Raw genomic sequence first — 13130 nt, 5'->3', positions numbered from 1 at the left:
TGTCGGGTTTATTATTTTCTCAAAAGTACTATTACAAGTTTTTAATAGTCTATCTTGCTTCGTTGGCTGTATTTGCAGTTTTCCCAAATAATAGATGGAAGATAGTTTTGAGGATTTGATTGCGACTTATTTAGAAAATAAAATTGGTATTTCTGAGCATTTTTTGAGTGATGAATTGGCCAATCATTTAAAGAAAAATTTACTTGATTTAAATGCTGGAAGTTTGCTTTTATCTGCTGGAATAGGAAATTCTGAAAAACTTTCTTTTAATAATAAAATCAGAAGCGATGCTATTTATTGGCTCGATAAAAAGAACGAAAATATTTTTGAAAATGAATTTTTTGATAAAATTGATGCTTTTGTAATTTATTTAAATAAAAGCTGTTACGCCGGAATTACAGGTTATGAATTTCATTATTCTCTATATGAAAAAGGCGATTTTTATCTCAAACATTTGGATCAATTTAAAAATAATCCGAGCCGTAAATACTCTATGATCAGTTATCTTAATAGTAATTGGGTTGAAGCTGACGGCGGCGAATTAATGATTCACCAAGAAAATAACAATCAAAAAATTTCACCTACTCAAGGAAAAACAGTTTTCTTTAAAAGCAATGAATTAGTTCATGAAGTTTTGGTAACTCAAAATACCAGAATGAGTATTACGGGCTGGCTTAAAAGTGATTAATATTTTTATTTTTTGAAAGTTGGAATGTAGATAAACACTATTTTTACAATCAAAATTTGATTCTATGTTATTTCTTATTCTAAGTATTCTTTGCAGTGTAATTGTTGGAGTAATCTTCAAAATAACTCGAAAATACGATACCAATCCCACACAAATTGTAGCTTTTAATTACATAACAGCACTAATACTATGCTATTTAACTTTTAGTCCCAATTTTGCTGAAGTTGATGCAAAAGCACCTTGGAACATTTATATTGCAATTGGAGTTTTATTGCCTGTCGTTTTTTTACTTTTAATGGCTTCTATCAAATATATTGGAATAGTAAAAACGGATGCTGCACAGCGATTATCTCTTTTTATTCCGATTTTAGCAGCTTGGCTGATTTTTAAAGAAGAATTTAATACTTATAAAGTTATCGGTCTCGTAATTGGTTTTACAGCATTGTTATTCATTTTAAGAAAACAATCTAAGAATACAGAAAACAAATGGATTTATCCAGCGGGAGTTTTAATTGGTTTCGGGATCATCGACATTCTATTTAAACAAATCGCGCTTTACACGACACTTCCATATCCAACCTCTTTATGCATTGTTTTTGCTATTTCCTTTGTAATTGCTCTAGGAGTTGCCTTGTATAAAATCATTATTAAAAAGGAAAATTTCAATTTAAAAAATATTCTTTTTGGTGCTTTAGTCGGAATATTTAATTTCGGTAATATTCTGTTTTATCTAAAAGCCCATAAAGCTTTTTCTGAAAATCCCTCGACGGTTTTTGCCGGAATGAATATGGGAGTAATCATTTTAGGAAGTCTTACAGGGTTATTTTTGTTCAAAGAGAAATTATCTAAAATCAATTTTATTGGACTTGTTTTGGCTTTAATTTCAATATTTTTCATAGTAAGATCGCAATTTTAATGTTTTTACTTTTTTTATAAAGTATTAATTTACAGTTCATTTTGAATTGATATTAAACTTTTTAAAACAAAACTCTACTAATTCTATAGAATTAACAAATATATTTTATAAATTTGCAGTAACAATGAAAAACTATAGTCCAAATATAATCTCGTTTACATGCAGCTTCACGATGTGCTGTATGATAAACTATGAGATGAAATGGCGTTAATAGAGAAAGTACTTGTTAGTTATTTTTTTTTTTAGCCTTTCATGCACCATTAAAGGCTTTTTTTAGAACTATTAAAAAAACAAATAAAAATGAGATCGAATAGAAATAAAAATAAAATGATGCAGAGCTGCCGGATTAAAATTCCATGTTGTGGCTGTGGTCTTTATTTCTAAAACATTCTTTCAGAAATTTTAGAAAGTTTTAAAAAAATAAATAAAATACAAATTAGATAAACCCAAATTTAAAGATATATAATATGAGTGCAGAAATAATTAAACAAAATCCCTTTCAATCAATGATTGATCGTTTTAATATCGCGGCCGATATTTTAAAATTAGATGAATCAATCAGATTAAAATTACAGCGACCGGAAAAACAGATCGTGGTTAATTTTTCGATTGCATTGGATAATGGCAGCCAGCAAAATTTTGAAGGATATCGTGTAATTCACAATACAGCATTAGGACCTTCAAAAGGTGGCATTAGATACGATACAGCAGTAAATCTAGACGAAGTAAAAGCGCTTGCCGCTTGGATGACTTGGAAATCAGCAGTAACTGGAATTCCGTTTGGAGGAGCAAAAGGCGGTATTATTTGTGATCCAAGAAAACTTTCTAAAACAGAATTAGAGAAAATAACAAGAGCTTACACAAAAGCTTTATCAGATATTTTTGGACCAGAAAAAGACGTTCCTGCGCCAGACATGGGAACAGGTCCTGACGAAATGGGCTGGCTTATGGATGAATTTTCATTAGTTCACGGCAAAACAATTCACGCTGTTGTAACGGGAAAACATTTGCATTCTGGAGGATCATTAGGCCGAGTAGAAGCAACAGGAAGAGGTGTTAGTATTATTACGTTATTGGCACTTCAAAAATTAAAACTTAGACCAGCAAGATCAAGTGTTGCCATTCAAGGTTTTGGAAATGTCGGACTGCATTCAGCTTTATTTTTATATGAAAAAGGATTAAAAGTAGTTGCCGTAAGTGATGTATCTGAAGCTTTTTACAATCCTGACGGAATCAATATTCCGGAACTTATTTTGTATTATAATTTGAATAATAAAAGTATAAAAGGGTATCCAAATTCGGTTGCCATCAAACACGAAGAATTATTGCTTTTAGATATAGATGTTTTAATTCCGGCAGCAAAAGAAGATGTTATTACACAGAAAAATGCCGATGCTATTCGCGCAAAAATTATTGTAGAAGGTGCAAACGGACCCGTTTCTTCTGATGCTGATAAAATATTGCATGACAACAATGTATTGGTAGTTCCGGATATTTTGGCAAATGCTGGCGGTGTTACCGTTTCTTATTTTGAATGGCTTCAAAATTCACTTTTAGAGTCTTGGAGAATTCACCAAATCAATACACGTTTAGAAGATATTCTGGAAAAAGGTTTTGAAACTGTTTTTAGAATCGCGGCCAAACATAATATTACGCCAAGAATTGCTGCTTATGTAATTGCTTTGCAAAAAGTAGCTGATACACAATCTGTTAAAGAAGTAGCTTTAGAGGCTCCAAAATTCAAACAGAATTAAAAATTGGCTATAAAGATGAAGGTTGTTTTCATCAGTTAATAGCATTTCATAAATAGAAATATATTAATTGATGAAAATGTCTTTACTAATTTTATAATAATTTCTATTAGAGTTTTTTTAGAATCGAAAAAAAGTAATTTTTAAAAATGGAACATATTAATTTTCTTGCGTTCGCAATGCCCGCTTTCTTTCTTTTTTTGTTTTTAGAATATAAGTTGGCACAGCGTAAAAAGAGACCGGAAATTTTTAATTATGAAAGCTCTGTTTCTAATATCAGTATTGGTATTGCAGAACGGTTGATCAATCTCTTTATAGCTGCTAGTTTTTATCAGCTGTATTATTTCATTTATAATAACTACAGAATTTTTTATATTCCTAATAATGCTTTTGTGTGGTTTGCGCTAATTTTGGCAACCGATTTTGTTTGGTACTGGTACCATCGATTAGGACACGAAGTCAATTTTTTCTGGGCGGCACATATTGTGCACCATCACAGTGAAGAATTTAATTTTACAGCTGCTGCCAGAATAACTACTTTTCAGGCAATTATACGTACCGGATTTTGGTGCGTTCTTCCTTTTGTCGGTTTTCATCCGTCTATGGTTATTACAATGCTTATTGTTCATGGTGCCTATTCTTTTTTTACGCATACACAGCTTATTGGTAGAATAAAATGGCTTGAATATGTTTTTGTAACGCCTTCTGTTCATGGTGTACATCATGCCTCTGACGAAAAATACCTGGATAAAAATTACGGAGATATGTTTACTTTTTGGGATCGCCTTTTTGGAACTTTTCAGCAAGAAGAGGAAAAACCAAAATACGGATTAACGCATCCTTTAAAAAGCTACAGTTTCTTGTGGCAGCATTTTCATTATTACTTTGAAATTTTCGAATTATGGAAACGTTCTAAAGGCTTTAAAGCCAGATGGAACGCTGTTTTTGGAAGCCCAGCTCATATGGATCAGGATATTCGCCCAATTTTAGAAAAACGCTTTCTGCAGGATAAAAGCAATCCGCATCAAAGACTTCGATTTAGAAATTATCTCTATATTCAATTAGGAGTATGTACTTTGGTATTGACTGTTTTTACGTATTATTTTGAGTATTTAAACATCGTTGATAAAGTTTTTGTTCTGTGCTTTATTCTTATTACATTAATCAATTGCGGTGCTTTATTAGAACAGCGAAAATGGATGTATTATCTAGAATATGGAAGAATTTTTATTATAACAACTTACTTTTTATATGAAGAAGATTTAACTTCGTTCTTCTTTATTCCGCTTGCGATTATGATTTTTGCCGAGCAATTCTTTTCTTTGAGCAAAAGGTATCAAAATGTAGTGCTGCAGCTGGAAACTTCTGAATAACCAGTTATGAGTTAAGGGATATGAGTATTTAATTTAATAAATAATACAAATAAAAGCGACATTTACATGTCGCTTTTTCTCTTTCCTGGGTTTTGAAAACCTTACATGAAGGACGAATGTAATTTAAATCGTTTTAATTGCCATAATCTTTTCCTCAAAGGTATCTTTAAAATCTGATTTGCTTTTGATTCTTGTCTTATAAGTGTAAATTGTAGCTACAGAAAGTTCGAGAAATTCTGCCATTTGACTGCTGTCCTGAATTCCTAATCGATACAGAGCAAAAATCCTTAATTCAGTATTTAAAAGTTCTCCTTTTTTAACGATGCATTTATGATCATTTGGAAATAAATGATTAAAATCTGTCACAAAAGTTGGGAACAATTTCAGGAAAATTTCATCAAATTGATGAAAGAGATTTTCGCGTTCTTCTTTAACGTTATAGCGTTTCAGGCTCGCAATAACTTCGTCGGTTTTCTTTGTAATAATTTTATGAAGCGTACTTTTTTGGAGATGGTCTATTTTATTAATAAAAGCAGATGTCGCCTTAATAAAATACGTAATATATTCTTCCTTGATGGCATTCGCTTCGCTTAAACTGATATTCATTTCCTGAAGCTGCGCGTACGATGAAGCCATTATCTTGCGCGCTTTATTTTTTTCTTTTAGCTGCTTAAAAATGATAATCGAAAACAATACAATAATTAGTGTTAAGATTGTCAGCAGAATAATGATCTTTTCGAGTTTATCGTTCTTATCTTTTACATTATTCAATTGCGCTTTTTCGATAATAGGCAATATAGACGAAATCTCAATTTTGCGATGTCTGGCGTTGTAGAAAGTAGCATCATCCATGGCAATGTTAATGTATTCATTTGCTTTGTCAAGATAACCCATTTTAAAGAGTTCGTTGGCTAAATTCCGAAGCGCAACAGTTTCTTTTGTCGCATTTTTGACATCTGCAATAGCGGCGAGCGCTAAATATTGAATTGCTTTTTTTGTATATCCTCGTTCCGAATAAATGTAGCCAAGACTGGAAGTAGCGATTCCGTAATAATCAGGCGGTAAAGTATAATTATTAATCCAGTAACTAAAAGCAAATTCGGCACCACGCCAATCTTGTTGTTTTAATCTTTTTAGACTTTCGGCTGCCCAATATTCGTTTGTATTAGTTCCGATTAGTTCCAACGCTTTTTTAAGGAAATGATTTCCTTGTTGTACATAGTGAATATTAAAACGCTGATCACGGTTGTAATCAGCTAAATCATAATAAGCGCGGGCTTTTATGGAATAGTATTCAAACTTATTTTTAAGATTTAGTTTAGTGTCATCAATAACATTTAATGTGTCAATTGCTTCTTTAAATAATCCTGACGAAAGCAATACAAAACCTTCTTTAATTCGGCTATGAGCCAAATACTTTGGATCTTTTAAAACGATCGCCTTAATTTTTGCTTCTTCTAAATAATAATAAGCAGAGTCATATTTAAACGATTTATATTCTTCAAACAATGCCATATAGCTATTGTAGAGCTCTTCGTTGTTTTGGCTTACCGTAAATTTTGATACGTTTTTTTTTAAAGCTTCAATTTTGCGATACTTCTGTTTTAAGTAAACATCTTTTTTCAGAAGTACTTTATCTAATTCTTCCAGAACAGGATTTGTCTCTTTCGCAGTTAGAGAAAAACCTGCAATAAAAAAATATAGAATGAATATTCTTTGCATGGTTTTGTTTGGTTAGGGTAAAAAATTCCTTTTGATTGGTTCGAGTTAATTCGTTTTTTAATTTGAAAAAAGAACTTGAAAGCTGATGATTAGACAACTTTCAGAATTTTACAACTTCAATAAACAAAGCTCTAAAATTGGGTTTGGCATCCAAAAACTAGATCTAAATGTTAAAAGTAGTCTAATAATTTGAAATTATACAATAAAAAGCAATTATATATATGTATAGTGAAAAAAATATAGACTTTAATTTAGATATTGTCATAATTACCATTAATTAATTGTTGATTTTGATCTAAACATAACCTTGATTTTTGTAAATGCAAAAATATTATAAAATATTGATTTTCAATTAATTGATTTACAATTTATTCGAATTATATCTTGATTTTTCTAAGATATTTTTTTTTAGATTTATTTAACATCTAGCTTCGTTCTGTCTTTAATGAGGCAAAAAAAACTAACAATCAAACCACAAATTATGAGATGTAAAAGTATGTATTGGCTGGCTTTTGTTTTGTGTTTAATAGCCGTTGGCTGTGATAATACTGACGACGGAAGCCACGTTGATCCGATTACCATTTATGAGAAAGTAAATGGAGACTGGGGATTAACAAATTTAAAAATGGTTGACGAATCTGCGAAAGCAAATAAGATCGAACCAAGTGAAGAAAACTTGAGCACCTATTTCAACTACGAAGATTTTAAAATCAGATTCAGCGTAGACGAAAAGAATAATCCGACAAGTTATGAAGTTTTGGGTAACGTGCCAGCGTTATTTGCCCCAAAGGGATATTGGCAGTTAAGCTCAGATTTTCAGCAGACGAACGCAAGCGCGGTAAAAATCTACTTGTATAGTGACGCACAAAAAACACAAAAAACAGATGAACTTAGATTAACATCAGTTCCGGGAAGCAATGACGAAATGGAATTTCAGTTAGTGCATACTTCAGGAGGAAACCCTTTTGTGTCGTACGTGTTTAAATTAAATGCTATTAATTAAAAAGTAATATGAAAAAATTTCTATATACAATTTTACTTGCCCTTTTAATGGCTCCTAATTTTACGCAGGCTCAAGAAGCCGCAGGAGCTGTGGGAAGTATGTCATCATTTCCTGTAGTATACAAATATGATGAAAAAGTGACTTGGTACTTTGATCTTTCAGGAACCACATTTGCTGAAAATGAAGATCTTTATATCTGGATCTGGTCGCCATCTGAGCCAGATGCAGGACACTGGGAAAACTCGTCAGACTTTGCAAAACTGACGTATGTTGGCAATAAAGTTTGGAGTTTTACTTTAACTCCAACACAGTATTTCTCTAAAACTCCGGAGGAAATTGCAGCAAGCGCAGGATTTTGGTTTCGTTTAAAAAACAAAAACGGATCGAAGCAAAGTGATGTTGCCAATATGCCTTATACTGATTTTTCTTCTTTTTATACAGCTAATGAACTAATCAGAGCTTATCCAACAAAACCAACAATTGATAAAGGCGTAAGTATTTTATTCAATGCCAATTTGGCTCCAGGATTTGCAGGCGCGACAAGTGTACATATACACAGCGGTCTAAATAATTGGGATATTAAACAAGAATACCAATCTTGGCTTCCTGAAATTGCAGCAAAAACAAAATTAAAAGACTTAGGAAACGGATTCTATAAAATGGATTTGATTCCGAAGGAATATTATAACGCACCAGACGGTTACGTAATGGAAAATTTAGTTTTCTTGATGGTAAAAGACGATTGGGCCGGAACAATTCCGGATCAGGTTTTATACGCTGGAGAATATATTCCACCACCGCCACCGGTATTTGCATTTTTTCCTTTGCAGATCAGTCAAAAGGATTTTCTGGGAATGTCTAGAAAAAACAATGAGCCGGGCGTAAACAAATTGCTCTACACCATTACAGCCGGAAGCAAAATAATTTCTGGTGAGTTTACCGGAGGAAAGGCAGAGATAAAAGGATTTGTCAATTTAGTTACAGAACTAAATGGTATTGCGAACTTAAATGAGATTCATGTTGTAGTAAAAGACAACAAAGACAAAACGATCTCAGATACCAAAATGCCGCTTAAAACGCTAGACAAATAATTCACTATCAAATTAAAACATCAATTCTAATGAATAGTAAAAATAAAAAAATAGTCCTGTATCATACGTGGACTACTAAAACTGTGGTATTCATGATTTTCATGCTTTTTCTTTCGGGAGGAATGTTCGCTCAGGATAAAAAGCAGGTATCTGGTACTGTTTATGACAATACCGGAAATGTATTGCCAGGCGCCTCAGTAATAGAGGTGGGTACTAAAAATGCTACCACTACAGATTTTGACGGTAAATTCAGCTTGACTGTAGCCGTAGGAAGTTCAATTGAAATTTCGTTTATCGGATCGACAACTCAAAAAATTCAAATTCTATCAGGAACCAAATCTCCTATTGATGTTCGTCTGCAGAATGATGGTTATATGCTGGCAGAAGTTCAAGTTGTTGCCGTTGGATACGGAACGCAAAAGAAATCAGATTTAACTGGAGCAATTTCTACAGTTAAGGGAGATGATTTAGTAAAAGGAACCATTTCATCTACAGAACAGGTTTTGCAGGGAAAAGTTGCCGGATTAAATGTAATTCGTCCTTCTGGAGATCCTGCAGCAGGTTCTACATTGCGCTTGCGTGGAGGAACATCTCTGACAGCGAGCAACAGTCCGCTAATTGTAGTAGATGGAATTGCAGGAGTTGATATCAATATCGTTCAGCCTTCGGATATTAAATCTGTTGACGTTCTTAAAGATGCTTCGGCGACAGCCATATATGGATCTAGAGGAGCAAATGGAGTTATTATAATTACAACAAAATCAGGGACAAAAGGTGTTTCTGTAACGTACAGCGGTTTATCAAGTATTGGTTATGTTGCGGATAATTTAGATCTTCTATCAGCCAATCAATGGAGAGGATATGTGCGCCAAACAGGCAATAAAGATGCGATTGATTACGGAGGAAATACCAACTGGCAAAAAGAATTAGAGCAGACTGCTATTTCGCAATCGCATACTTTAAGCATTAATTCTGGTAAAGCAGACAGTGGTTTTAGAACCTCTCTTTCATACTTAAATAATGAAGGTGTTATTAAAACTACAGGTTTAGAAAGATTAAGCGGCAACGTTAGCGCGTACCAATATCTTGGTGATAATAAAGATGTAAAATTTGATATGGGATTATTTGCCAATGTTGATAAGTGGCATCCGTTAGATTATAGAATTTTTGAACGTTCTTATAATCTAAATCCAACAATTCCTGTTTATGATGCAAATGGAGATTTTACTTCAGTAAGCGGTACAATTTATGAAAATCCGGTTGAGATTTTGACGAACAGAACCGTTGACAATGAAAGACACAGATTGCTGGGTTACTTTAAAACTGAAGTTAAGTTTTTGAATGATTTTCTAGCGGTAGCCAACATTTCATACGAACATAACGCCGTAAAAGGAAGCACGTATAAACCTTCATACGCAGTTATGGAAGGAAGAACAGAAGACGGTTACGCTCAAAAAACATATGCTGAATATGCTAATGCTCAAGGCGAAATTTATGTCAATTACAATAAAATAATTGACAAACACAATATTGGAGCGCTTGCCGGATATTCGTATTTAGAAAATATTTATGAAGGTTTTGGTGCACAAAGAAGCGGTTTTGTTACAGATGCATTTAGCTACAATAATTTAGGCGCTGGTTACAATTACCGTTTAGGTGATGTGTATTCGTATAAAGGGAAATCAAATTTGGTTTCATTTTATGCTCGTGCCAATTATTCATACGACAGCAAATATTTGTTGACAGCAACAGTAAGAAGAGACGGTTCTAGCCGTTTTGGAGAAAATAATAAATGGGGAACTTTTCCATCTGCTTCTTTAGCCTGGAAAATTTCAAGCGAAGATTTTATGAGCTCCTCAAAAGGCTGGCTTGATAATTTAAAACTTAGGGTAGGTTATGGAGTTACCGGAAACCAGGACGGGATTGGCGAATACAAATCGCTTTCAATTCTAGGAGTTGGAAACGACAGTTACTACGATCCAGTTACGGGAACTTGGAGTTTGGCTTATTCTCCAAAACAAAATCCAAATCCAGATTTAAAATGGGAATCTACAAAACAAATTAATGTTGGTATCGATTTTACACTTTTCAATAGAATTTCGGGCTCATTTGAATATTATTCTAAAAAAACGGATGATTTATTATATACGTACGAAGTGCCTCAACCACCTTACTTAGTTGGAACAATGCTGGCGAACGTTGGCGAAATGTCAAATAAAGGAGTGGAGCTTACGCTGAATGCTGACATCATTAAAGGAGATAAATTTAGTTGGAATGCCAATTTAACTTTAGGACACAATATTCAAAAAATTGAAAAACTATCAAATACTACTTATGAAACAGATGTGATTTACAGCGGATCTCTTCATGGGTTATCTGGTATGTCTGGTCAGTATTCTCAAATTATTGCCGAAGGATATCCGGTTGGAACTTTCTGGGGATTTAAAAGCGCTGGGCTTGACGCCGATGGAAAAATGCTGTATTACAATGCTGCAAATGATAAAGTTTTAGGAGATGCGTTAGTCGATGATGACAAAAGAGATTTAGGAAATGTACAGCCAGATTTAACTTTAGGAATCGGGATGAATTTTACTTACGGTAACTTCGACCTTGGCGTTTCAGGTTATGGAATGTTTGGTCAGAAAGCATTAAATGCAACAAATATGATGCTAAATGATCCAAACAGACTTCCGGCTTTCAATGTTCCGGATGACTTTTTGAACAGCGGGATTACGTCATCTCCAAAATATTCAAGTTATTGGATTGAAGATGCCTCTTTCTTCAGGCTTCAAACACTTTCATTAGGCTATACTTTACCGTTGAAGTATAAAAGTTCAAAACTGAGAGTTTATCTTATGGGAGAAAATCTTTTTGTTTTGACAAGCTACAAAGGTGTTGATCCAGAGATTGGCTTAAATGCTCAAGATGGTGTTGACCAGACAGGATTAGCAGCTCCAGGAATTGATAAGTATAATAATTATCCTCGACCAACAACTATTTCTGTTGGATTAAATTTTACGCTAAATAATTAAGCGAATTAACTCAAAAATAGAACAAATGAAAATCAAAATAACAGCAGCAATATTGATGAGCATGCTTTTTACGATATCATGTACCAATTTAAATGAAGATTTATATGATAAAGTAGAAGATGGAGACTTTGGCAATACTCCAAAAGAAATTGATGCATTAGTTGGAGGTGCTTATTCTTCGCTAAGAGGATTTGCAGACGGTATATCAAATAATTATCCAACTTGTGAGTATGTATTCTTTTTAAATGAAACAGTTTCTGATGAAGCTACAATTCCAACCAGAGGAACAAACTGGTTCGATGGCGGTCAATATCAAGACGCTCAAAGACACACTTGGAAAGCAGACAACCGTATGATTCTTTCCGCTTGGCGTTACAATTATACCGGAATTGCAAAAATCAATTCTATCATTTATCAAATCGATAAATCTTCTTTAACAGCTGCTGCAAAAGCACCAATTTATGCTGAGGAAAAAGCGTTGAGAGCTTACTATTACTATAATCTTTTAGACTTATTTGGGAATGTGCCAATTGTTGTCAATTTTGAAGATACAGCATTGCCGTCTAATTCTTCAAGGAAACAAGTGTATGATTTTGTGGAGAAAGAATTGCTGGATGCGATTCCGCACTTAACTTCAAATGTAGTATATTCTAAATTTACAAAAAATGTTGCCTATTCTTTATTGGCAAGATTGTATTTAAATTCGGAAGCATTTATCGGAACTGCGCGTTGGCAAGACTGTATTAACATGTGTCAGAAAGTAACAGGTTATACATTAGCGCCTGATTTCTTCGCCAATTTTGCAACACAAAATGAAAAATCTCCAGAGATAATTTTTGCAATCCCGTACGATCAAAAAGCAGGAACAGTTGGGAATTATATGTCTTCAATGTCTTGTCATTATCTGCATAAACTAACACTTTCTCCAATTGGAGATTATCCGTGGAGCGCAAACGGAATGTGCGCACAGCCAGGAGTTTATTCGGCTTTTTCAGATACTGATAAAAGAAAAAAATGCATGGTTGCCGGAGATCAGATAAATTTAGCGACTGGTTCTGTTATTATTATGGATAACGGAGAGCCATTAACGTATACTGAAGAAGTAACAAGTGTCGCAGATGCAAAAGAAAATCAGGGAGTTCGTTTAGGAAAATACGAAATGAAAGCGGGCGAACAATGGGAGCGCGATCATGATTTTGTTTTAATTCGTTATGCCGAAATTTTAATGATGCAGGCTGAATGCTACGTTCGCTTAGGATCACCTGATTTAGCAAAACCATTTGTACAGCAAATTACAGCACGTGCAGGAGAAGAAATGCCAGCAACTATTGATCTTAATTTTATTGATAAAGAGCTGCTGAAAGAATTTACTTTTGAAGGAAGAAGAAGAACAGACAATATTCGTTTTGGAACATTTTTCCAGCCGTGGTGGGAAAAAGGTGCAACTGAAAAGTATAGAGCGATTTTCCCTATTCCGAGTACAGTTTTAACTACAAATAAAAATCTGGTACAGAATCCTGGGTATTAGGTTATTGAATGTCAGCCTTCCATGTT

At 33.6% G+C, this 13130-nt stretch carries 9 protein-coding genes; 8 read left to right on the top strand and 1 reads right to left on the bottom strand.

The features are described 5' to 3' along the window. Nucleotides 1–94: 94 nt before the first annotated feature. From IR010_RS18280 to IR010_RS18265, 4 genes are all read left to right on the top strand, one after another. Nucleotides 95–688, top strand: coding sequence for a 2OG-Fe(II) oxygenase (locus tag IR010_RS18280; protein WP_194570633.1), 594 nt, complete (start codon nt 95–97; stop codon nt 686–688). Nucleotides 689–752: 64 nt separating this feature from the next. Next, nucleotides 753–1604, top strand: coding sequence for an EamA family transporter (locus tag IR010_RS18275; protein ID WP_194605815.1), 852 nt, complete (start codon nt 753–755; stop codon nt 1602–1604). Nucleotides 1605–2071: 467 nt separating this feature from the next. Beyond that, on the top strand, nt 2072–3358 hold the full coding sequence (locus IR010_RS18270; RefSeq protein ID WP_194605813.1) for a Glu/Leu/Phe/Val family dehydrogenase: 1287 nt from the start codon (nt 2072–2074) through the stop codon (nt 3356–3358). Between the two features lie 146 nt (nt 3359–3504). Beyond that, nucleotides 3505–4728, top strand: a complete 1224-nt coding sequence (locus tag IR010_RS18265) for a sterol desaturase family protein (protein WP_194605811.1) — start codon at nt 3505–3507, stop codon at nt 4726–4728. Between the two features lie 123 nt (nt 4729–4851). On the opposite strand, the gene IR010_RS18260 is transcribed toward IR010_RS18265, so the two are convergent. After that, on the bottom strand, nt 4852–6450 hold the full coding sequence (locus IR010_RS18260) for a DUF6377 domain-containing protein (RefSeq protein ID WP_194570630.1): 1599 nt from the start codon (nt 6448–6450) through the stop codon (nt 4852–4854). A 481-nt stretch (nt 6451–6931) separates the two neighbouring features. Here IR010_RS18260 and IR010_RS18255 point away from each other — a divergent pair, with 481 nt between their 5' ends. From IR010_RS18255 to IR010_RS18240, 4 genes are read left to right on the top strand one after another with little or no spacing between them, the layout of a single operon-like run. Continuing rightward, entirely contained in the window at nt 6932–7453 is a 522-nt protein-coding gene (locus IR010_RS18255) for a DUF5004 domain-containing protein (protein ID WP_194605809.1), read from the top strand. A gap of 8 nt (nt 7454–7461) precedes the next feature. Next, nucleotides 7462–8544, top strand: coding sequence for a hypothetical protein (locus IR010_RS18250; protein ID WP_194605807.1), 1083 nt, complete (start codon nt 7462–7464; stop codon nt 8542–8544). A gap of 29 nt (nt 8545–8573) precedes the next feature. Further along, nucleotides 8574–11576, top strand: coding sequence for a SusC/RagA family TonB-linked outer membrane protein (locus IR010_RS18245; protein ID WP_194605805.1), 3003 nt, complete (start codon nt 8574–8576; stop codon nt 11574–11576). Between the two features lie 25 nt (nt 11577–11601). Beyond that, on the top strand, nt 11602–13104 hold the full coding sequence (locus IR010_RS18240; RefSeq protein ID WP_194605803.1) for a RagB/SusD family nutrient uptake outer membrane protein: 1503 nt from the start codon (nt 11602–11604) through the stop codon (nt 13102–13104). The last annotated feature ends 26 nt before the right edge of the window (nt 13105–13130 follow it).

This window comes from Flavobacterium sp. MR2016-29 (assembly GCF_015350695.1).
In the GTDB taxonomy this organism is placed as follows: Bacteria; Bacteroidota; Bacteroidia; order Flavobacteriales; family Flavobacteriaceae; genus Flavobacterium.
Note: the sequence above shows the minus strand (reverse complement) of the source record. Positions and strands in the feature narration are given on the sequence as shown.

Coding starts and splice junctions, on each gene's coding strand:
- IR010_RS18250 (WP_194605807.1), top strand. CDS start 7,462: ATGAAAAAATTTCTATATACAATTTTACTTGCCCTTTTAATGGCTCCT.
- IR010_RS18270 (WP_194605813.1), top strand. CDS start 2,072: ATGAGTGCAGAAATAATTAAACAAAATCCCTTTCAATCAATGATTGAT.
- IR010_RS18275 (WP_194605815.1), top strand. CDS start 753: ATGTTATTTCTTATTCTAAGTATTCTTTGCAGTGTAATTGTTGGAGTA.
- IR010_RS18240 (WP_194605803.1), top strand. CDS start 11,602: ATGAAAATCAAAATAACAGCAGCAATATTGATGAGCATGCTTTTTACG.
- IR010_RS18255 (WP_194605809.1), top strand. CDS start 6,932: ATGAGATGTAAAAGTATGTATTGGCTGGCTTTTGTTTTGTGTTTAATA.
- IR010_RS18265 (WP_194605811.1), top strand. CDS start 3,505: ATGGAACATATTAATTTTCTTGCGTTCGCAATGCCCGCTTTCTTTCTT.
- IR010_RS18245 (WP_194605805.1), top strand. CDS start 8,574: ATGAATAGTAAAAATAAAAAAATAGTCCTGTATCATACGTGGACTACT.
- IR010_RS18280 (WP_194570633.1), top strand. CDS start 95: ATGGAAGATAGTTTTGAGGATTTGATTGCGACTTATTTAGAAAATAAA.
- IR010_RS18260 (WP_194570630.1), bottom strand. CDS start 6,450: ATGCAAAGAATATTCATTCTATATTTTTTTATTGCAGGTTTTTCTCTA.